This window comes from Gordonia malaquae (assembly GCF_037148075.1).
GTDB classification, from domain to species: Bacteria; Actinomycetota; Actinomycetes; order Mycobacteriales; family Mycobacteriaceae; genus Gordonia; species Gordonia malaquae.
Genome location: NZ_JBBCUB010000007.1, coordinates 75,563 through 96,175, shown reverse-complemented (window position 1 = coordinate 96,175; position 20,613 = coordinate 75,563). Strand labels below are relative to the sequence as shown.

The 20,613-nt window shown below is 66.8% G+C and carries 18 protein-coding genes; 15 read left to right on the top strand and 3 right to left on the bottom strand.

All coding sequences use genetic code 11. From position 1 onward, the window contains the following. The first annotated feature begins 102 nt into the window (after nucleotides 1-102). A complete protein-coding gene (locus WFK36_RS20475) occupies nucleotides 103-1,374 on the top strand; it encodes a sensor histidine kinase (protein WP_336793900.1) in 1,272 nt (423 codons plus the stop codon). Nucleotides 1,375-1,376: 2 nt separating this feature from the next. Further along, nucleotides 1,377-2,027 (top strand): response regulator transcription factor, encoded by a 651-nt coding sequence (locus WFK36_RS20470; RefSeq protein WP_336793898.1) that lies wholly within the window; start codon nucleotides 1,377-1,379, stop codon nucleotides 2,025-2,027. Nucleotides 2,028-2,114: 87 nt separating this feature from the next. Here the strand turns inward: WFK36_RS20470 and WFK36_RS20465 are convergent, their stop codons facing one another. Together WFK36_RS20465 and WFK36_RS20460 are read right to left on the bottom strand one after the other, a co-directional pair. Beyond that, nucleotides 2,115-2,735, bottom strand: a complete 621-nt coding sequence (locus WFK36_RS20465) for a DUF4822 domain-containing protein (protein ID WP_336793897.1) — start codon at nucleotides 2,733-2,735, stop codon at nucleotides 2,115-2,117. A 47-nt stretch (nucleotides 2,736-2,782) separates the two neighbouring features. Continuing rightward, nucleotides 2,783-3,355: a hypothetical protein gene (locus tag WFK36_RS20460; RefSeq protein ID WP_336793895.1), complete on the bottom strand. Its 573-nt coding sequence runs from the start codon at nucleotides 3,353-3,355 to the stop codon at nucleotides 2,783-2,785. Nucleotides 3,356-3,521: 166 nt separating this feature from the next. Here WFK36_RS20460 and WFK36_RS20455 point away from each other — a divergent pair, with 166 nt between their 5' ends. The 6 genes from WFK36_RS20455 to WFK36_RS20430 all read left to right on the top strand — a co-directional run bounded on the left by WFK36_RS20455 (nucleotide 3,522) and on the right by WFK36_RS20430 (nucleotide 11,122). Continuing rightward, nucleotides 3,522-4,748 carry a sensor histidine kinase gene (locus tag WFK36_RS20455; protein WP_336793893.1) on the top strand — a complete coding sequence of 409 codons (1,227 nt, stop codon included), beginning with the start codon at nucleotides 3,522-3,524 and terminating at the stop codon, nucleotides 4,746-4,748. Further along, nucleotides 4,745-5,425 (top strand): response regulator transcription factor, encoded by a 681-nt coding sequence (locus WFK36_RS20450; protein ID WP_336793892.1) that lies wholly within the window; start codon nucleotides 4,745-4,747, stop codon nucleotides 5,423-5,425. The genes WFK36_RS20455 and WFK36_RS20450 overlap by 4 nt, the downstream gene beginning before the upstream one ends. 206 nt (nucleotides 5,426-5,631) lie before the next feature. Further along, nucleotides 5,632-8,184, top strand: coding sequence for an ATP-dependent chaperone ClpB (clpB, locus tag WFK36_RS20445; protein ID WP_336793890.1), 2,553 nt, complete (start codon nucleotides 5,632-5,634; stop codon nucleotides 8,182-8,184). Between the two features lie 191 nt (nucleotides 8,185-8,375). Next, a complete protein-coding gene (locus tag WFK36_RS20440; RefSeq protein ID WP_008381735.1) occupies nucleotides 8,376-9,470 on the top strand; it encodes a Fic family protein in 1,095 nt (364 codons plus the stop codon). Nucleotides 9,471-9,650: 180 nt separating this feature from the next. After that, entirely contained in the window at nucleotides 9,651-10,358 is a 708-nt protein-coding gene (locus tag WFK36_RS20435; protein ID WP_336793887.1) for an ABC transporter ATP-binding protein, read from the top strand. Then, the gene (locus WFK36_RS20430; RefSeq protein ID WP_336793885.1) at nucleotides 10,355-11,122 is read left to right on the top strand and encodes an ABC transporter permease; all 768 of its coding nucleotides are present in this window, start codon (nucleotides 10,355-10,357) and stop codon (nucleotides 11,120-11,122) included. The genes WFK36_RS20435 and WFK36_RS20430 overlap by 4 nt, the downstream gene beginning before the upstream one ends. Nucleotides 11,123-11,286: 164 nt before the next feature. Here WFK36_RS20430 and WFK36_RS20425 read toward each other — a convergent pair whose 3' ends face one another. Then, nucleotides 11,287-11,841, bottom strand: coding sequence for a hypothetical protein (locus WFK36_RS20425; RefSeq protein ID WP_008381731.1), 555 nt, complete (start codon nucleotides 11,839-11,841; stop codon nucleotides 11,287-11,289). Between the two features lie 323 nt (nucleotides 11,842-12,164). On the opposite strand from WFK36_RS20425, the gene kdpF reads away from it, so the two are divergent. From kdpF to WFK36_RS20390, 7 genes are all read left to right on the top strand, one after another. Continuing rightward, nucleotides 12,165-12,263, top strand: coding sequence for a K(+)-transporting ATPase subunit F (gene kdpF / locus WFK36_RS20420; protein ID WP_075051916.1), 99 nt, complete (start codon nucleotides 12,165-12,167; stop codon nucleotides 12,261-12,263). Nucleotides 12,264-12,267: 4 nt separating this feature from the next. Continuing rightward, nucleotides 12,268-13,932 (top strand): potassium-transporting ATPase subunit KdpA, encoded by a 1,665-nt coding sequence (gene kdpA / locus WFK36_RS20415; protein ID WP_336793884.1) that lies wholly within the window; start codon nucleotides 12,268-12,270, stop codon nucleotides 13,930-13,932. Continuing rightward, a complete protein-coding gene (gene kdpB / locus WFK36_RS20410) occupies nucleotides 13,929-16,040 on the top strand; it encodes a potassium-transporting ATPase subunit KdpB (RefSeq protein WP_336793883.1) in 2,112 nt (703 codons plus the stop codon). The genes kdpA and kdpB overlap by 4 nt, the downstream gene beginning before the upstream one ends. Before the next feature lie 5 nt (nucleotides 16,041-16,045). Beyond that, nucleotides 16,046-16,675, top strand: coding sequence for a potassium-transporting ATPase subunit C (locus WFK36_RS20405; protein ID WP_336793882.1), 630 nt, complete (start codon nucleotides 16,046-16,048; stop codon nucleotides 16,673-16,675). 10 nt (nucleotides 16,676-16,685) lie between these two features. Then, complete coding sequence (locus tag WFK36_RS20400; protein ID WP_336793881.1) at nucleotides 16,686-19,175, top strand: DUF4118 domain-containing protein; 2,490 nt, start codon at nucleotides 16,686-16,688, stop codon at nucleotides 19,173-19,175. After that, a complete protein-coding gene (locus tag WFK36_RS20395; RefSeq protein ID WP_008381723.1) occupies nucleotides 19,175-19,861 on the top strand; it encodes a response regulator in 687 nt (228 codons plus the stop codon). The genes WFK36_RS20400 and WFK36_RS20395 overlap by 1 nt, the downstream gene beginning before the upstream one ends. A gap of 136 nt (nucleotides 19,862-19,997) precedes the next feature. Next, nucleotides 19,998-20,537 (top strand): DUF6764 family protein, encoded by a 540-nt coding sequence (locus WFK36_RS20390; protein WP_336793880.1) that lies wholly within the window; start codon nucleotides 19,998-20,000, stop codon nucleotides 20,535-20,537. The last annotated feature ends 76 nt before the right edge of the window (nucleotides 20,538-20,613 follow it).

The window sequence follows — 20,613 nt, the reverse complement described above, 5'->3', positions numbered from 1 at the left end:
ATCGCGGTGAACCACGGCACGTCGAGTGTCGACTCACCATGGCACATGAATGGCTGATCGGATGATGCGACAAGCTTGACGTTCTCTCTAATGTTGGGTCGCATGGCAGGCCTGCTCGCTTCGGGGCGTCGTCTCGACGCCTGGCTCTTCGTTGTTCTTGTCGCGCTGGTCGCGACGAGTTCGCTTCGATACGTGGTGCGTCACGGGCTCGGCCTCACCGGAGTACTCGTCCTGCTGGGTGCGGCTCTGCTCATCGCGGGATATGCCGCCAGACCGCTTCTCCCGAAGCGAGCGGGAGTGCCCGCGGTGTGGTCCGCGGTTCTCGCGTGTGTGGTCGCGGCCCTGACGATCGTGGCCCCCTCATTCGCTTGGTGTGCCGTGCCGGTGGCGTTCGCCGTGCTGCAGACCGTCCGGTTCGTGCCCGCGGTGGTGTGCGTGAGCGCCCTGATGGTTGTCATCACGGTGTCGTGGCTGCGGATCAGTGCAACTGTCGATCCCGTGATGATCGCGGGGCCGCTGGGAGTAGCACTCATCACCGTCATGTCGTTTCGAGCGCTGGACGTCGAGTCGAAAGCGCGGGCTCGACTCATCGATCGACTTGTCGACGCGCAGGACGACCTGGCCGCAGAACAACGCCGAGTGGGTGCGCTGCGCGAGCGTGCGCGACTGTCGCGGGACATCCACGATTCGGTCGGACAGGATCTCTCGAGTGTGTACTTGCTCCTGCAGGCTGCCGACCGCAGTTGGCTCCGGGATCCGGCGGTGTCCCATCAGAACGTCAAGACGGCGATCGCCACGTCTCGCCGTGGTCTCGAAGAGATCCGCCAGGTGATCCATGAACTCAGCACGGACGTCGAGTCGTCGGCGCTGACCGAAGCTCCGGAACTGCACCGGCGTCTACGTGAACTCGAGGATCGGTCGCACGGGCCTGCGAAGGTGTCCACGCGCATCGACGGGGTCTCCATGCCGTTGTCGAACCGACTCGCTGCGGCGCTTGTCGCCAGCGCGCGCGGTGCGCTGGCGAACGCGCAGGAGCACTCGGGCGCCGATCACGTCATGATGACCCTCACGTACACCGGTGAGGAGATCCGCCTCGACATCCGTGACGACGGGCGCGGATTCGACGTCGACACAGTGAGTTCACGGAGGGAGGCGGCTGCGAGCGGCGACGTCCGCACTCGCCGGGCGACCACCGACACGTCGTCACCGACGCGCGGGCTGGGGCTCAAAGGCATCAGGGACCGAGTGATCGAACTCGGCGGCGGCGCCGAAATCGAGTCCGAACCCGGTGACGGCACGACCGTGTCGGTGTGGTTCCCCATCGGGAGCAGTGCGCAGAACGGCGATCTGAACAGACAGAATGAGGAGAACTGACCATGTCCGAGACCGATATCCGAGTCCTCCTCGTGGACGATCATCCCGTGGTCAGAGCCGGGCTCGCAGCGTTGATCAACGGACTCGACGACATGTCAGTGGTGGCGGAAGCCGACGATCTGGAGTCGACTCTGCGCGCGGTGGCGATTCACCAGCCGAACGTCATTCTCATGGACCTCAACCTCGGAGCGGCCGAGTACTCGGGCGTGCACATCATCGCCGAGTTGAATCGCCGTGCTGACGGGAACCCGACGCCCCGGATCCTCGTCCTGACGACCTACCAGACGGAGTCGGATATTCTTCGCGCGCTCGATGCGGGTGCGCTCGGCTACCTCCTCAAGGACGCTCCGGCCGACGACCTCCTCGCGGCCATCCGGGCCACCGCACGCGGCGAGACCGCCCTCTCTCCCGCGATCGCGTCGACGCTGGTGCGGCGCAGCTCCCGTCCGGGCCCGACCATCACCGAACGCGAGGTCGAGGTCCTCGAACTGCTGGCGCGCGGCATGGGCAACAAGGATCTGGCCAAGACGATGTTCATCTCCGAAGGCACGGTGAAAGCTCATCTGGCCCATATCTACGGCAAGCTCGGGGTCGACACCCGGGCAGGAGCTGTGGCCGCGGCCATCGAGCGGAGGATCATCCGCGTCGATTGATCCGACTCGTTCCGGACTTCATCCAACGCCAGAAAGGCCGATGTCGGCTCCTGGTATGAGGAGCCGACATCGGCCGACGAAGTGGAGTCAGTGGGAGTTGCCGTTGTTGAAGTGGTACCCGCCGCGGCCGCTGTTCCCGAGGCTGCCGTTCGAGCCGGGGCCCTTGGCGTCGGTGCCGGGCTCGGCGTGGTTGGTCTTCGTGTGGATGATGTCGAAGTACGTGCTCGTGTCCCCGGCATTGGGGTACACGCGGTACGTGAAGACGTTCTTGTTCAGCTCGACGATCGGAACGACTCGCTGGAAGAGGACGTTGCCCGCGTCGTCCTTGGCGTTGATCCACCGTTCGGTGCCGGCGTCGTTCACCGTCCAGTCGCCCTTGAGCTTCGGCGAATCGTCGAGGTTGTACATCGTGTAGGTGCCGTCGGCGTCGAAGTACGCCCAACCGACGAAGTTCGACACGCCGGGGTGGTCGAGGGCGACACGATCGCCGTTCTGATCAACGGCGCCCGTGGTCTTCCACGGCGTCGATGCGAGGATCTGGGACGGCGTCAGCTTCGTCGGGAACAAGGAGGAGATCGAACCCGAACTCAAGGGCGCGGCGGAGGCGGGTGCTGCGAGGTCTGCAGCGCCGGTCAGGACGGCGCCCGCGGCAGCGGAGAGGGACAGGACCGCAAGCGCGGCGCGACGGGTGAACTGGGTGTTTGTCATGCCATTCAACTTATTTTCGGAACAGCGGGTCGACATCGTCCGATCGGCTAGTCCGTGACGACCCGATGGCCGATCGGGAATGGTTCGTCGAGCATGATCTTGTCGAGCGCCCAGGCGGCGGCGGACATCAGGGCGACCGCGTCGAGGAGATGCGCGGCGAGAGCACCGATGTACGTGGGGCCGCCCCAGGCGTCGACGGTGAAACTCGGGTCGAGTCCGGCGACGAACTGGAGGCCGATCCGGAACGGCCCGTACAGGATCAGAGCGACGAGGGCGGCGGTCGCGACGCCCCGGGCGGGCCTGCGTCGAATGTCGTGCAGCGTCCGCCGCACCCGGCGGTGGGCGCGGGCGCCGAGCGGCAGGAGCACGACCGGCCCGCGGCGTCCGGCCTGCCTGCGGCGGACGTAGACGCTCACTGCAACCACGGCGGTGACCGCGGCGAGCGCCAGGTGCGGCCACCAGGCGGCGGTCCCGGCGACGTGCGGTCCGGGGTCGGCCGGGCGGCCCGCGTAGAGGACTGCTCCCTGGACGAGGCCAGCGGTGAACAGGGTGCCGAAGGCTGCGGCCGACGACCGGGAGAGGCGGGTGGAGGTGCAGTGATGTGCGGTGTGAGTAGTCATGTCTTCACGGTGCTCTCCGATCGGCTCGTCGTCGTCGGTCTGCGGGCCCGACCGTGGGTGGTGCCCGCGCAGGAGCGCCGGACGCGCGAGTGGTACCTGAGGAGGAGGCAGGCGGTGGCCGCAAGGACGATGCGGTGGTTCGCTGCGGCTCGTAGTGTCGGATGACATGGCCGATTCGTCTCAGCCCGTCGTCGACAGTGACCGTCCGCCGTGGCATGTCCGGATCGCGGATAGATCCGGCACTGAACGGACCGCACGATTCGCCGATGCAGCGCTTGCGCTCGGCTGCTTCATCCTGTTCACCGGTCCGCTTCTCGTCGGCGCTGTCGACCGGCAGGGGACACTCTGGGCGCAGGCGCTGCTCGGGGTGCTCGCTGCGGCCCCGTTGGCGGTTCGCCGACGGCGCCCGGTCGGTGTTTTGCTCACGATCTCGGTAGTCCTCGCGGCGGCGCCGCTGCTCGGAGTGCAGTTCACGCCGTTCGTCTCCGACGCCGGACCCGCGTTGCCGATCGCGGTGTGCACGGTCGCGGTCGCTCACCGTCGACGGTTGTCGGCGGCGGCGACGGTCGCTGCGGTGCTGGCGGCGACGACGGGTGCGTTGGCCGCCTACGTCCTGCGCCCGGACATCGATCAGAACGCCGTCCAGCTGGCGCTCGCCATCCCCGCATGGCTGATCGGTGACGCGGTGCGGACCGGACGTGACTATCGGCGGCGGGTCGCCGAGCAGGAACGGCTAGCCGCAGCCGAACAGCGGCGTCGGCTGCGCGCCGAGGAGCACCTGCGGCTGTCGCGGGAGGTTCACGACGTGGTCTCGCACGGGCTGAGCATGATCGCGGTCCAGGCGGGGATTGGCCGGATGGTGTTCGACGACCGTCCGGACCAGGCGCGAGAGGCGCTCGCCACGATCGAGGTCGCGAGTCGGGCGGCGCTCACCGATCTGCGGGGTCTGCTGCGGGACATCCGCGACAGCGGATCCGGCGGAGGCTCGGGGACCGGCTTGGCCGACTTGCCCGCGCTCGTCGCGCGGATCGGTGACGATGGAGTGATCGCGGTGACGCTCACCGAGGACGGCGTCCCGCGCGACTACCCGCCCGCGGTGGACCTGTCCGGCTATCGCATCGTCCAGGAGGCCGTCACGAACGCCGTCAAACATGCGCCGGGTGCGGCCGTGCGCATCGAACTGAGTCATCGGCCGTCCGAGTTGATCCTCACGGTCAGAGACGACGGCGGGTCCACGCCGACGGTCCCGCTCGTCGGGTCGGGCCTCGGGCTAGCCGGGATACGGGAACGCGCCGACCTGCTCGGCGGCGACGTGGTGGCCGGACCCGACGACGACGGCGGATTCACGGTGTCCGCGCGCCTGCCAGTCGGCGGCGCGGAAGTCGGCGCATGACCGAGCCGATCAGAGTGCTCGTCGTCGACGACGAACAGCTCGTCCGGGCCGGGTTCGCGCTCCTCATCGATGCGACGCCCGACCTGGCCGCGGTGGGGGAGGCCGGTGACGGCGGGGAAGCGGTGCGCGCCGCGCGGCGTCTGCGGCCCGACGTGGTCGTCATGGACATCCGGATGCCCGGCATCGACGGGCTCGAGGCCACCCGACTGATCACCGTCGACGTCGACGCCCCGCGCATCCTGATCGTCACCACGTTCGACGAGGACGATCACGTGTTCGCCGCGCTACGCGGTGGGGCGAGCGGGTTCCTCCTCAAAGACACGCCGCCGGAAGAGTTGGTGGACGCGATCCGCACCGTCGCTCGCGGCGACGCGCTGCTCGCGCCGACGATCACACGCAGGCTGATCACCGAATTCGTCCGCACCCCGCAGTCCGCGACCCGACGCTCGACCGTGCCGGACACCCTGACCGACCGGGAACTCGAGGTGTTCGCGCTGGTCGCCGCCGGTCTGTCGAACGGCGAGATAGCCGATCGCCTCTACCTCGGGATCACCACGGTGAAGACGCATGTCGGGCGATTGTTGACCAAACTCGACGCCCGCGACCGCGTCCACCTGGTGATCCGGGCGTACGAAACGGGCCTGGTGTCGGCCGGTCCGGCATCGGACGGCCGGTGACCGTCGCCGCGCTCAACGGCGGCGAGTGAGCGCCGCCGGGGGTATGACATCACGGCGTGGCTGGGTGCGGAGTATCACATCCGTTCGATAACTTGAGCGGAATGGACTCAAGGTTGTGACGGTTGAACTAGTCGAACGGCAAACATGAGCCGTATAGACTAAAGTCCGGAACAGTTCCGGATGTCAGACCTACAGAAAGGCAACCAGTGGACAGCTTCACTCCCACAACCAAGACGCAGGCTGCACTGCAGGCTGCCCTCCAAGACGCTGCCGCGGCGGGCAACCCCGACGTGCGGCCCGCTCACATCCTCAACGCGCTCCTCGAACAGAACGACGGCATTGCATCGCCGCTGATCAAGGCCGTCGGAGTAGACCCGGTGCAGATCCGCGCCGAAGCGAAGGCTCTCGTCGGGCGCGCTCCGACGGTGTCGAGTTCGAGCGGCCAGCCGACGCTCTCGCGCGAGTCGATCGCAGCGGTGACGGCCGCGCAGAACCTCGCGACAGAGATGGGCGACGACTACGTCTCCACCGAGCACCTCGTGGTCGGTCTCGCGACCGGCGACTCCGACGTCGCACGACTCCTGTCCGGGGCGGGAGCGACGCCGGAAGCGCTTCGGGAGGCCTTCGTCTCCGTTCGCGGAACCGGGCGAGTGACCAGCGAAGACCCCGAGTCGACGTATCAGGCGCTTGAGAAGTACTCGACCGACCTCACCAAGCGTGCTCGCGAGGGCGACCTCGACCCGGTGATCGGTCGCGACAGCGAGATCCGTCGTGTGGTGCAGGTTCTGTCTCGCCGCACCAAGAACAACCCGGTGCTCATCGGTGAGCCGGGCGTCGGCAAGACGGCGATCGTCGAAGGCCTCGCGCAGCGTGTCGTCGCGGGCGACGTGCCGGAATCCCTCCGCGGGAAGACGGTCGTGTCGCTCGACCTCGGCTCGATGGTCGCGGGCGCCAAGTACCGCGGAGAGTTCGAGGAACGGCTCAAGGCCGTGCTCGACGAGATCAAGGGCTCCGACGGTCAGATCATCACCTTTATCGACGAGCTGCACACGATCGTCGGTGCAGGCGCCACCGGCGACTCCGCAATGGACGCCGGCAACATGATCAAGCCGATGCTCGCTCGCGGCGAGCTGCGGCTGGTCGGCGCCACCACACTGGAGGAGTACCGCCAGTACATCGAGAAGGACGCTGCTCTCGAGCGTCGCTTCCAACAGGTGTACGTCGGTGAGCCGTCGGTGGAAGACACCATCGGCATCCTCCGCGGACTCAAGGATCGGTACGAGGTGCACCACGGTGTCCGCATCACCGACTCCGCGCTGGTGGCGGCGGCCTCGCTGTCGGACCGGTACATCACATCGCGCTTCCTGCCAGACAAGGCCATCGACCTCGTCGACGAGGCCGCGTCGCGTCTCCGCATGGAGATCGACTCGCGTCCCGTCGAGATCGACGAGGTGGAACGTGTGGTCCGCCGACTCGAGGTGGAAGAAGTCGCCCTCGAGAAGGAGACGGACGCCGCGTCGAAGGATCGGCTGGACGCGCTGCGCGGTGAACTCGCCGACCATCGTGAGAAGCTCAACGAACTCCTCGCGCGCTGGCAGGGCGAGAAGACGGCGATCGACGCAGTCCGCGACGTCAAGGAGGAGCTCGAACGACTCCGCGGCGAAGCCGACCGCGCTGAACGCGACGGCGACCTGGGTCGTGCCGCCGAACTCCGCTACGGCCGCATCCCCGGACTGGAGAAGGAGTTGGAGGCCGCGATCGAGAAGACCGGCACCGATCCCGACCAGGACGTGATGCTGCAGGAAGAGGTCGGTCCCGACGACGTCGCCGAGGTCGTGTCGGCGTGGACCGGTGTGCCCGCAGGCAAGATGCTCGAAGGCGAGTCGGCCAAGCTGCTCCGCATGGAGGACGAGCTCGGTCACCGCGTCATCGGGCAGAAGGCCGCCGTCGGTGCGGTGTCCGACGCCGTTCGGCGCGCTCGCGCCGGTGTCGCCGACCCGAACCGCCCGCTCGGATCGTTCCTGTTCCTCGGACCGACGGGTGTCGGTAAGACGGAGCTGGCGAAGGCTCTGGGCGAGTTCCTGTTCGACGACGAGCGGGCCCTCATCCGGATCGATATGAGCGAGTACGGCGAGAAGCACTCGGTCGCGCGGCTCGTCGGCGCCCCTCCGGGGTACGTCGGATACGAGTCCGGTGGTCAGCTCACGGAGGCGGTGCGACGTCGTCCCTACTCGGTGGTCCTGTTCGACGAGGTCGAGAAGGCTCACCCGGACGTCTTCGACGTGCTGCTGCAGGTCCTCGACGAGGGTCGTCTCACCGACGGTCAGGGACGCACGGTCGACTTCCGCAACACGATCCTCATCCTCACGTCCAACCTGGGCGCGGGCGGCGACAAGGATCACGTGATGGCGGCGGTGCGCGCAGCGTTCAAGCCCGAGTTCGTCAACCGGCTCGACGACGTCGTGATCTTCGACGCGCTGAGCCCCGAAGAGCTGGTGTCGATCGTCGACATCCAGCTGGCTCAGCTCGGCAAGCGTCTCGCGCAGCGTCGACTCGACCTCGAAGTGACGCCGAAGGCCAAGGAATGGTTGGCCGAACGCGGCTTCGACCCGCTGTACGGCGCGCGCCCGCTGCGCAGGCTGGTGCAGCAGGCCATCGGCGACCAGCTCGCCAAGGCGCTGCTCGCAGGCGACATCCGTGACGGCGACGTCGTCCCGGTGAACGTCGGCGGCGACGGCGAATCGCTCGTCATCGGCTGATCGCGCACACGACGTAGGTCCCACCCCTCGCATCACGAGGGGTGGGATCCTCACGTCGTCTAGTTGCGCCTGTCAGGCCCGGTGACCTGCGCCGATCGACTGAAGTGAAAGAAACTTTACATGTCGTCCGCGACATGTAAAGTTTTTGCCGTTTTCTTTACACGTCGCAGGTCAGAGGGCATGATTTCAGTGTGACCAACTGGCGGCCCGACGAACCCTACAACGACCTGCCGAATCCTCCGGATGCTGAGGTCCTGGAGACCGGACGCGTGCTGCGTGCATCGATCAAGGCGACCGGATCGTTGGCGAGGCTGGATCAGGCGACTCGATCGATGCCGAATCCCGCAGTGCTGATCAACACGATTCCGATCTTGGAGGCGCAGGCGAGTTCGGAGATCGAGAACATTGTGACCACCATCGACGAAATGTTCCAGCACGCGGCGGACGATCGGAACGCGACACCCCAGGCTAGGGAAGCTCTGAGGTATCGAACCGCACTTCGAGTGGGATACGACCACATCGCCGCCCGAGGTCTCGGTAAGACGACGGCGATGGCGGTGTGCTCGACGATCAAAGGGCTCGACATGGATGTGCGGTCGATGTCGGGTACAAGACTGATGAACCCGATCAGTCGGGAGATCACCTACAGCCCTCCTGAGGGACGCGAACTGATCCTAGACAAACTCGCCGAATGGGAGAGATTCGTCCACCAGGATCCCGGGCGCCTCGATCCGCTCGTGATGACTGCGGCGGCGCACTATCAGTTCGAAGCTATCCACCCGTTCTCCGACGGGAACGGTCGTACGGGACGCATTCTCAACGTTCTGCTCCTTCGCGAGACGGGGTTGCTCGATGAGCCGGTGCTGTACCTGTCGCGATACATCATCGCGACGAAGGACGAGTACTACCGTCGGCTGCTCGCGGTGACCGCGGAGGCGGACTGGGAGGGGTGGATCCTATACATGTTGGCCGGGATCGATCGGACGTCGCGGTCGGCGCTTGCCAAGACTTCTGCGATCGCTGCTTTGCAGCAGGATTTCGCGGGACGAGCGCGTGCCGCATCACGGGGAGGTGAGGATGCGGAACTGCTGTCAGTGCTGTTCGAGCAGCCGTACTGCCGTATCGCCACTGTTGTCGAACGATGTGGGAACTCGCGGCCAACGGCGACGAAGTGGCTCGTCGACCTTGCGGAGGCGGGCTTGCTGGAAGAGGTCCGGGCCGGACGGGACCGCCTCTTCGTGAACCGTGAGTTCCTGGCGGTTCTCAACCGGCGGGAAGCAGTCTGACCTGCGCCGATCGACTGAAGTGAAAGAAACTTTACATGTCGTCCGCGGCATGTAAATTTTTTGCCTCTTTCTTTACACGTCGCAGGTCAGGGGGCGTGCGTCGCATCGGTTTCCCTTGTGCGCGGATGGAGGCGGAGTATCGTCGACTCTGAACTCAACGTTTGATGAATAGAGGTCACCGTGGACGCGATCAGATGTGAGAACGTGACCGTGCGGCGCGGGTCCGTCACCGCGGTCGACAACGTGTCGCTCACGGTTCCGCAGGGCCGGATCACCGGGTTGCTCGGACCGTCCGGATGCGGAAAGACAACGCTCCTGCGCTCCATCGTCGGGACGCAGAAGAACGTGGCGGGCAGTGTCGAGGTCCTCGGTGAGCGTGCCGGATCTGCCGGTCTGCGGCGTCGCGTCGGATACGTCACGCAGGCGGCGTCGATCTACACCGATCTCACGGTGGAACAGAACGTCCGCTACTTCGCGACACTGTTCGACGCGACCGATGAAGTGCAGAGTGCGCTCGAGGCCGTCGACCTCACGGCGCGCGCGAGACATCTCGCATCCGACCTGTCCGGCGGGCAACTGAGCCGCGTCTCGATCGCGTGCGCACTGGTCACCAAGCCGTCGCTGCTGGTGCTGGACGAACCGACGGCCGGCCTTGATCCAGTACTGCGCGCCGACCTGTGGTCGAGGTTCGCCAACCTGGCGGCGTCGGGGGTCACGATCCTCGTCTCGAGCCACGTGATGGACGAGGCCGACCGCTGCGACGACCTGATCCTGATGCGAGACGGTCGACTCGTCGCTCAACTGACACCTCGCGACCTGCGGGAACGGACCGGGAAGAACAATCTAGAAGACGCCTTCCTGACTCTGATTCAGGGGCGTGCAGCGTGAGCGCGCCGATTCGGCCGCGGATCCTCGGCGCGACGGCGGTGCGGGTGCTCCGCCAGCTGCGGGCCGACCCGCGGACCATCGCGCTGGTCCTGGTGGTGCCGATTCTGCTCATGACGCTGCTGTACTTCATGTACTCGGGCCAATCGCGGCCACCGGGAGCGCCGGACCCGTTTCAGCGTGTCGGCGTTGTGATGCTGGGCATTCTGCCGTTCGTCACGATGTTCCTGATCACGTCCATCGCGATGCTCCGCGAACGCCGATCCGGCACTCTCGAACGGCTCCTCACCACACCGATCGGAAAACTCGATCTCCTCGGCGGTTACGGCGTCGCGTTCTCCGTCGTCGCCGCGGTCCAAGCTGTGCTCGCGTCTGCCGTGGCGTTCGGGCTGCTCGGCCTCGAAGCGGAGGGCTCGGTCGCGTGGGTGATCGTGATCGCCATGCTCGACGCGATGCTCGGTGTTGCGCTTGGACTCCTGTGCAGCGCGTTCGCGCAGACGGAGTTCCAGGCAGTGCAATTCCTGCCTGTCGTGGTGATCCCTCAATTATTCCTCTGCGGACTGTTCGTCCCACGCGACCAGTTGCCGGGCTGGATGGAGGCGCTCTCGGACGTCATGCCGCTCACGTACGCGGTCCAAGCGCTGCAGGAGGTCGCATCGCACCCGACAGCAACCGCGTTGATGTGGCGGGACATGGGGATCGTCGCCGCGTGCATCGTCGTCGCACTGTCGCTCGCCGCGGCGACGCTGCGCCGCCGGACGCCGTAACGTCCCAACCAATCCGCTCCCCTCGTCGACATCCGCTCCTCTCCCGGGGTGAGCGGATGTCGAGGAGGGGAGCGGATTGCTGGCGAAGTGAGCGAACGCCTCCACTGACGACGGAAGGCCCGGACCAAGAGGTCCGGGCCTTCCGTCAGCGAGTCGGTGAGCGACTAGCGCGGGCAGAACTGCGCTGCGATGCCCATGACGGCCTCGAGCGGTGCGCCACGCAGACCGAGGTCCCAGGCGATGCCCTTGACGATCAGCAGGCACTGGTTGGTGGGGGTCGACACTCCGCCCTTGAGCTTCACGTCGAACTTGTTGGCGCCACCGAGCAGGTTGGACGAGCCGGGCTTGGTGGGCTCGGCAGCGTTCGGCTCCACGCACGTGCCCGACAGGGAGTAGGTGAACGGGCCGAGGCCGGAGAACGTGGCATTCGCAGTGTTCTGGTTGGCCGCGTTGAGGGTGACCTTCTTGGTGAAGGTCTTCACTGCATCGGCACCGGCGGGACGCGACGCGGTGACCGTGCACTCGCTCGCCTTCTTGCGGTTCACGATCAGCACGTTGATCGTCGACTCGGTGTTGGTCACGACGATGCCGCCGTCGGCCGGCTGCGTCGGCTGCGCGGGGTCTGCTGCTGCGGCGACACCGGGAGTGACGGATGCGCCGACGAGGGCGGTGGCGGCAGCGGCGATCGTGACGGCCGCGAGCTTCAGGGACAGCTTCATGGTGACTCCATCGTGTGGGAGGTAATGGACATTCTCATCTAACTAGACCTGTAATCGCCGCCACAGGCAAATCTCAGGGTCGTCGAACGATGACCTCCACCCGGATGGACGACCCCGCGTAGAGGTCGCGTCAAGATCCGTTCCGGCACCGTATGGATCCCGTTAAGGCATCTGGTGGGACCGGCTCCGCGGCCCGAATGTGAAGAGTGTGAACACATTCGAGGAGGTCTCGTCATGTCCGATGTGGTGATGGTGCTGATCGTCGCGGCGTCGATCGCGCTGTGCGCGCTCGCCGTGCACGGGCTCGACCGTCGGATCTCTCGATGACCGGCGCGGGGACGGTGGCCGTGATCCTCACGATCATCGCCGTTGCCGTCGTCGGCTACCTGATCGCTGCTCTGCTCTATCCGGAGAGGTTCTGACCCGGTGAACTCCACCCTCGCCGGCGTACTCACGCTGGTCTTCATCCTTCTCGTCCTGGCTGCGGTCTACATCTCGCTGGGCGACTACATGGCGCGCGTCTACTCCTCGACCAAGGACCTCGCCGTCGAACGTGTTCTCTATCGAGTCGGCGGCGTGGATCCGCGATCCGGTCAGACGTGGCGTGGCTACGCGCTCAGCGTGGTCGGGTTCTCGGCGGCGTCGCTCTTGGTGCTCTACGCCCTGCAGCGGTTGCAGGGGGTGCTGCCGTGGTCCGACGGCAAGCCGGGGATGTCGCCGACGGTCGCCTTCAATACGGCGATCTCGTTTGTGGCCAACACGAACTGGCAGTCGTACACGCCCGAGAGCACGATCAGCAATCTCACGCAGATGCTCGGCTTGGCGGTGCAGAACTTCCTGTCGGCGGCCGTCGGCATGGCCGTCGCGGTCGCGTTGGTCCGTGGCATCGTCGCACGTAAGACGGGCCATCTCGGAAACTTCTGGGTCGACCTGGTTCGCGGCACGATCCGGATCCTGCTGCCACTCGCCGCGATCGTCGCGACGATCTTCGTCCTGCAGGGCGCCGTGCAGTCGTGGCGCACCGGCTTCGACTTCACGATGCTCGACGGCACGAACGGGCACGCCCCCGTGGGCCCGTTCGCATCGCAAGAGGCGATCAAACTCGTCGGCACCAACGGCGGCGGCACGTACGGCGCAAACTCGGCGCATCCGTTCTCGAATCCGACACCGCTGACCAACGTGGTGCAGATCCTCGCGATCCTGATCATCCCCGTGTGCCTCACCCGCACCTACGGCACTCTCGTCGGCGACCGGAAGCAGGGACTCACCCTGTTGGGCGTGATGGCGGCGATCTGGGGCGCGATGCTCGCGATCGTCTGGACCTTCGAGTCCCGCACCGACGGCCTCGCCACCCGCGCAGCCGGTGCAGCGCTCGAAGGCAAGGAACTGCGGTTCGATGTTCCCGGATCTGCGCTGTTCGCGGTGTCGACGACGGGTACATCGACCGGAGCGGTGAATGCTGCGCACGACAGCTTCTCCGCTGCAGGCGGCGGCGCTCTGATCTGGAACATGCTGCTTGGCGAAGTGGCGCCCGGCGGCGTCGGTTCAGGGCTGTACGGCCTGCTGGTTCTGGCGATCATCACCGTCTTCGTCGGCGGCCTGCTCGTCGGACGCTCACCTGAGTTCCGCGGCAAACGCATCGGGCAACACGAGATCACTCTCGCAGCCCTGTATGTGCTGGTGATGCCTGCGCTCGTTCTGCTCGGAGTGTCGATCACCGTCCTGCTGAGCTCCACCACCGGTTTCCTCAGCAACGACGGCCCGCACGGGTTCAGCGAGATCCTGTACGCCTATGCGTCGGCCGCCAACAACAACGGCAGTGCGTTCGGCGGCATCACCGTCACGAGCGACTGGTTCCAGATATCGCTCGGCCTGGCGATGCTGTTCGGCCGCCTGCTGCCGATCGTCGTAGTACTCGCTTTGGCGGGTCGTCTCGCGGCGCAGTCCCCGAAGGAGACCGACCCGGCGACAGCTCTGCCCAGCCGAGGAATCCTCTACGGCGCACTACTTCTCGGGACCACGCTGCTCGTCGCCGGTCTCACCTTCTTCCCGGCGATGGCGCTGGGACCGATCGCGGAGGCGCTCTCATGACGCTCCAGACAGAACTTCCTCCGGCACCGGAGACCGACGGCGAACTCGTCACCAGCGGTGCATTCGACGCGAAACAACTCGTCGCGTCGCTGCCGCAGGCCGTACGGAAACTGAATCCGCGCGACCAAGCCCGGAGCCCGGTGATGTTCGTCGTGTTCATCGGCGCGATCATCACCACCGCGCTCGCGATCTGGCACCCGTCGGTGTTCGCATGGGTGGTCACGGCCTGGCTGTGGTTCACCGTCCTGTTCGCGGGTCTCGCCGAAGCAGTCGCCGAGGGCCGCGGCCGTGCTCAGGCCGACAGTCTCCGAAAGGTCAAGCGCGACACCGTCGCCCGAGTGATCGGCGACGACGGCTCGATCACGTCCGTTCCCGGTTCCGAGCTCACTGTCGGAATGCGGATCGTCGTCGAGGCGGGTGAGGTGATCGCAGGAGACGGCGACGTCGTCGAAGGCATCGCGACCGTCGACGAATCGGCGATCACGGGGGAGTCGGCCCCCGTCGTCCGCGAATCCGGCGGCGATCGCTGCGCCGTCACCGGCGGCACCGTGGTGCTGTCCGACCGGATCGTCGTGCGCATCACCACCGAACCGGGGCAGACGTTCGTCGACCGGATGATCGCGCTCGTCGAAGGCGCGTCGCGCAAGAAGACGCCGAACGAGATCGCTCTCGACATCCTCCTCACCGCTCTGACCATCATCTTCCTTCTCGCCGTCGTCGCCGTTGGTCCGATGCAGCAGTTCGCGGGCGAAGCGGCCGACCCGATCAAACTGATCGCGCTCCTCGTCTGCCTCATCCCGACGACGATCGGTGCGCTCGTCTCCTCGATCGGCATCGCCGGAATGGACCGACTCGTCCAGCGCAACGTGCTCGCGATGTCCGGACGTGCTGTCGAAGCCGCAGGCGACGTCGACACGTTGCTCATGGACAAGACCGGCACCATCACGTTCGGCAACCGGCGCGCCACCGCGTTCCATCCCGCGCCGGGTGTTCCCGCTGACGAACTCGCCGACGTCGCCCGGCTCTGCAGCCTCGCCGACGAGACCCCCGAAGGCCGGAGCATCGTCGACTTGGCCGGGGCGCACTTCTCGACTGCGCTCGAAGACCGAGGTCTCGAAGGCGAAGCTGGTTCCGTTCCTCGAGCGCAGTCGAGAGGCCCGGAGCGCAGCGACGGGTCCCCGCTCGTCACGGTCCCGTTCACCGCTCAGACGCGGATGAGCGGAGTCGACCTCGACGGCGTGCAGTACCGCAAGGGCGCCGCCGACTCGGTGCGCGCGTGGATCGGAGCGGACGCCACCGACGTCGACTCCATCGTCGACGACATCTCCAGCCGCGGAGGCACCCCGCTGGTGGTTGCGGCGGGAACACAGGTGCTCGGCGTCGTCGAACTGTCGGACGTCGTGAAGCCGGGAATGGCGGAACGGTTCGCGCAGCTGCGCGCCATGGGGATCCGAACCGTCATGGTGACCGGTGACAATCCGCTGACGGCGGCGGCGATCGCCGACCAGGCGGGCGTCGACGACTTCGTCGCGCAGGCGACACCGGAGGACAAGCTCGAGCTGATCCGTCGCGAGCAGGCGGCAGGACGTCTTGTCGCGATGACCGGAGACGGCACCAACGACGCACCCGCACTCGCCCAGGCCGACGTCGGGCTCGCGATGAACACGGGAACGTCGGCGGCGAAAGAGGCCGGCAACATGGTCGATCTCGACTCCGACCCCACCAAACTCATCGAGGTGGTCGGCATCGGGAAACAGCTGCTCATCACCCGAGGCGCCCTGACGACGTTCTCGCTGGCCAACGATCTCGCGAAGTACTTCGCGATCCTGCCGGCGCTCTTCTCGACGGTGTACCCGCAGCTCGACGCGCTCAACGTGATGCACCTGCATTCCGCGCAGTCGGCGATCGTCTCGGCAGTCGTGTTCAACGCGCTGGTGATCGTCGCGCTGATCCCGCTGTCGCTGCGCGGCGTCACCTATCGCGCCGTGTCGCCCGCACGACTGCTGCGCCGGAACCTGCTGATCTACGGCGTCGGCGGCGTGATCACGCCGTTCATCGGCATCTGGCTCATCGACCTGCTGGTCCGCCTTCTACCCGGAATGGGATGAGAACAATGAAGAACCTCCTGACCGGACTCGCCCGACAGTTCGTCGTCGGCCTCATCGTGCTCGGCGGCCTCACTCTCGTCGTCGGCGTCGCCTACCCGGCGGCGGTCTGGGCCGTGTCGCGAATCAACTCCGACGGGGCCGAAGGCTCACAGATCAAGGATGCGACGGGTTGCGTCGTCGGATCGGAACTCCTCGGCGTCGATCAGCACGCGGCCCCGGGACAGCCGGACAAGTACCTCCATGCGCGCTTCGCGGGCGGCGTCGACGACCCGACGGCCGCGGGTGATCCGGCGTCGTCCGGCGCGAGCAATCTCGGCCCGAACAACACCGATCTCGTCGCGATCATCGACAAACGACGCGCCGCGGTCGCCGAACGGGAAGGCGTCCGACCCGATCAGGTGCCCGCCGACGCCGTCACCCGCTCCGGTTCGAGCCTCGACCCGGGCATCTCGCCCGCCTACGCCGACCTGCAGGCCCCACGCATCGCGCGGACCACCGGCCTGCCGATCGAACGAGTGCGACAGATCATCAGCGACAACACCGACGGCCGCCAACTCGGCTTCCTCGGCGAACCGACCGTGAATGTCGCGCGCGTCAACGTCGCACTGGGCCTGACCGGCCCCGGCTGTCGATAATCTGAACGCCATGACCGCCACGACTCGAGGCCAGCTCGAGGTGTTCCTCGGGTGCGCACCCGGGGTCGGAAAAACGTACGAGATGCTGGCCACGGCCCGCGGCCTCCGCGACGAGGGCGTCGACGTGGTGGTCGGCGTCGTCGAGACGCACGGACGGGCGGCGACCGCGTCGATGGTCCACGGTCTGGAGGTGATCCCGCGCATCAGCGTCGACTACCGCGGGACCACTCTCGATGAGATGGACCTCGCTGCAGTCCTCGAACGGCGTCCGGCCGTGGTGCTCGTGGACGAACTCGCTCACACGAATGCTCCGGGTCTGGCCAACACCAAACGGTGGGAGGACATCGACGTCCTGCTCGATGCGGGGATCAACGTCCTCTCGACGGTCAACATCCAGCACCTCGAGAGCCTGAACGACGTCGTCGCGCAGATCACCGGGATCACCCAGCACGAGACCGTGCCGGACGCCGTGGTCCGGGCCGCCGATCAGATCGAGCTCGTCGACATCGAACCGCGGGCGCTCCGACAGCGACTGTCCGCAGGCAAGGTGTACGACGCATCCCGAATCGAGGACGCTCTCGGCAACTTCTTCCGGCAGGGCAATCTGACAGCTCTTCGCGAGTTGGCGCTGCTGTGGCTGGCCGACCGGGTGGACGAGAAGCTCGCCGTGTACCGGTCGGCGAACGCGATCACCGACACGTGGGAGGCCCGCGAGCGAGTGGTCGTCGCCGTGACCGGCGGGCCCGAGAGCAGTACGTTGGTCCGTCGTGCGAGCCGGATCGCGTCGCGGTCGAGCGCCGAACTGCTGGTGGCGCACGTCGTTCGAGGCGACGGGCTCGCGGACAGCGGATCCGGTGATCTCACCGGACTGAGGACGCTCGCCAAAGACCTCGGAGCGAGGGTGCACACCGTGGTCGGCGACGACGTCGCATCGACTCTCCTCGACTTCGCGCGCGCCACCAACGCGACACAACTGGTGCTCGGCACATCGCGTCGGTCGCGGTGGAGTCGGATGTTCGACGAGGGCGTCGGGGCGCGGGTGGTCCACGACAGTGGGCGCATCGACGTGCACATGGTGACGCATGACGAGGCCAAACCGCGCAACCCGTTCGACATCCGCGAGACGCGATTCCATCGTCCGCTGAGCTGGGTGTTCGCGCTGATCGTGCCCGCGATCGTCACCGGGATCGTGTACGCGACGGATACGTGGCTCGGATTCGCGAGCGAGTCGTCGTTGTACTTCGTGGGTGTGCTCGCCGTCGCGATGCTCGGCGGTGTGGCACCCGCCGCGCTGTCGGCTATCGCGTCCGGCCTGCTCCTGAACTTCTTCTTCGCCGATCCTCGCCTGACCTTCACGATCGCCGAACCCGACAACGTGATCACTCTCGCGGTGATGCTGCTCATCGCGATCGCCGTCGCCGCGCTCGTCGATTCGGCGACCGTTCGCCGTGTCCAGGCGCAGCGAGCGAGCCGCGATGCGGAGCTCCTCGCACTGTTCTCCGGGGCGGTCCTCGACGGCGCAGGTGTCGCGGACCTTCTTGAGCGCGTACGTGGCACGTACCTGCAGACCGCGGTGTGGATCGAGAACGACGCGGGTGTGGTCGCGTCGGTCGGTGGCGAGCCGACCGATCATCCGGACACCGTGTGCCCGGCGTACGACGGCGCGTATCGGCTCAACCTCGCGGGCTCGTCTATCGACGCCCGCGACCGGCAGGTCCTGACGGCCGTCGCGAACCAGGTGGCCTCCGCCGCAGAACGCGACAGACTCGCAGCCGAAGCAGCGCTCGCCGACGAGGTGGCCCGTACCGACGAGCTTCGCCGGGCCCTGCTGTCCGCGGTCAGCCATGATCTCCGGACGCCGCTTGCCGCGGCGAAAGCCTCCGCGTCGAGTCTGCGCAGCGCCGATGTGACGTTCTCGCCAGAGGACACCGCTGAACTCCTCGCCACCGTCGACGAGTCGCTGGACCAGCTGTCCGCACTGGTCGGAAACCTGCTCGACTCGTCGCGTCTCGCGGCGGGAGTCGTCAGGCCGCAACTCCGACCGACCTTCCTCGCCGAGGTGATCCACCGTGCCACCGCGGCTGTCGCCTTGCGCGATCCGGCGGCGGTCGACATCCCCGTCGTCATCGATCAGGCGTGGGCGGTCACCGACGCCGGACTCCTCGAGCGGGCGCTCGCGAATCTCGTTGACAACGCACTCCGTCATGGATCACGCGACGTCGAGATCCACTCCGAAATGGCCGTCGACGACAACGGCGACCCGCGCTGCCTGATCAGGGTGATCGACCACGGCGACGGCATCCCGACCGACGAGGTGCACCGCGTGTTCGTGCCGTTCCATCAATACGGCGACCAGAACCGCAACACCTCCGGTGTCGGGTTGGGGCTGTCCGTCGCGAGCGGGTTCGTCACCGCGGTCGGGGGCACCCTGTCGGTCACGACCACGCCGGGTGGAGGTGCGACGATGGTCGTCGATCTGCCCGTCGGAGAGGAGTCCTGATGTCCGCCGGACACGTGCTCGTGGTCGACGACGAGCCGCAACTGCTGAGAGCCCTGCGCATCAACCTGCGCGCCAGAGGATTCGACGTGACCACGGCATCGAACGGGGCCGGTGCGCTCGAGGCCGCGGCCAAGGTGTCGCCCGACGTGATCGTGCTCGATCTCGGCCTCCCGGACATGGACGGATTCACGGTCCTGCACGGCCTGCGCGGATGGAGCACCGTTCCGGTGATCGTCTTGTCCGCGCGGACTGACGCCGCGGACAAGGTCACCGCGCTCGACGCAGGTGCCGACGACTACGTGACGAAACCTTTCGGCATGGAAGAGCTCCTCGCTCGCCTCCGCGCCGCCATCCGACGGGGTGCGTCGGCCGCGCCCGCGCCGTCGCCGGTGGTCGACGCGGGCTCCATCCAGGTGGACCTGGCCGGGACTCGTGTGCTGCGCGACGGTGAACAGGTGCGCCTCACGCCGACCGAGTGGGGAATCCTCGAACTGCTGGTCCGCGCCGACGGCAACCTCGTCAGTCAGCGGGAGATCCTCGGCGCGGTGTGGGGACCGACCTACGTGAACCAGACCAACTATCTCCGCGTGTACCTCGCGGGACTCCGCCGCAAGCTCGAGGACGACCCGTCCAATCCTCGCCACCTCATCACCGAAGCCGGAATGGGCTATCGCTTTCTCCGCTGACCTGTTAAGGAGTCGGTCTCGAGGCAGTGTCAGCGGGATAACGATTCATGGCACATGGCGGGGGCTGTTGTGGCGAAGGTAACCTCATTTTGAGACTGATCGAGCGACAGCAGCATTGGATGCAGAAGGACGGGACGTGGGTATTTCATCTGGTCACAAAGGTTTTCGGGTCATCGGCGCGCGAACCGTCATCGCCACCCTCGCATGCGGCGGCGCATTCGGCCTGATGGCACTCTTCGGCGGCGGCGACGCAGGCGCGGCGACCAATTGCAGCGCCGTCGACAACGCCCGCACCGAACACGCGAACGGGCAGAGCCACTGCATCGCCAACGCGGGGCCCGGCTCCCGCGCGACCGCACAGGACACCAGCAACAGCGGCATCGCGACAGCCGTCGCCACCACCGGAGGCAGCGCCACGAGCAAGAACCTGCAGCCGGGTTCGCAGGCCCTGTCGAGTGGCATCTACGGCGGCAACGCATACTCGATCACCACGGGACCGAAGGCGGAGTCGGTTGCCATGGCCCGCCGCGGCGGCACGTCGATCGCCATCGGCGGTTGGGGTGGACAGGCGTACGCCGGGCCCGGCGGAACCTACTGCGCGGGCGGCTTCGGCGCCGCCTACGACAGCAATACGGGCGCCTACTGTCTCAAGACCGGCTCGATCAACATCAGCTGATCGGGTGTACGGCTTGCCGATCGACCGGGGTGTGGGACTTTCGTACCCTGCCGAATCGCGCTGCCCGGGATAACCT

Coding starts and splice junctions, on each gene's coding strand:
- WFK36_RS20405 (WP_336793882.1), top strand. CDS start 16,046: ATGAAGAACCTCCTGACCGGACTCGCCCGACAGTTCGTCGTCGGCCTC.
- WFK36_RS20470 (WP_336793898.1), top strand. CDS start 1,377: ATGTCCGAGACCGATATCCGAGTCCTCCTCGTGGACGATCATCCCGTG.
- WFK36_RS20395 (WP_008381723.1), top strand. CDS start 19,175: ATGTCCGCCGGACACGTGCTCGTGGTCGACGACGAGCCGCAACTGCTG.
- WFK36_RS20460 (WP_336793895.1), bottom strand. CDS start 3,355: ATGACTACTCACACCGCACATCACTGCACCTCCACCCGCCTCTCCCGG.
- WFK36_RS20450 (WP_336793892.1), top strand. CDS start 4,745: ATGACCGAGCCGATCAGAGTGCTCGTCGTCGACGACGAACAGCTCGTC.
- kdpF (WP_075051916.1), top strand. CDS start 12,165: ATGACCGGCGCGGGGACGGTGGCCGTGATCCTCACGATCATCGCCGTT.
- WFK36_RS20465 (WP_336793897.1), bottom strand. CDS start 2,735: ATGACAAACACCCAGTTCACCCGTCGCGCCGCGCTTGCGGTCCTGTCC.
- WFK36_RS20400 (WP_336793881.1), top strand. CDS start 16,686: ATGACCGCCACGACTCGAGGCCAGCTCGAGGTGTTCCTCGGGTGCGCA.
- WFK36_RS20475 (WP_336793900.1), top strand. CDS start 103: ATGGCAGGCCTGCTCGCTTCGGGGCGTCGTCTCGACGCCTGGCTCTTC.
- WFK36_RS20425 (WP_008381731.1), bottom strand. CDS start 11,841: ATGAAGCTGTCCCTGAAGCTCGCGGCCGTCACGATCGCCGCTGCCGCC.
- kdpB (WP_336793883.1), top strand. CDS start 13,929: ATGACGCTCCAGACAGAACTTCCTCCGGCACCGGAGACCGACGGCGAA.
- WFK36_RS20455 (WP_336793893.1), top strand. CDS start 3,522: ATGGCCGATTCGTCTCAGCCCGTCGTCGACAGTGACCGTCCGCCGTGG.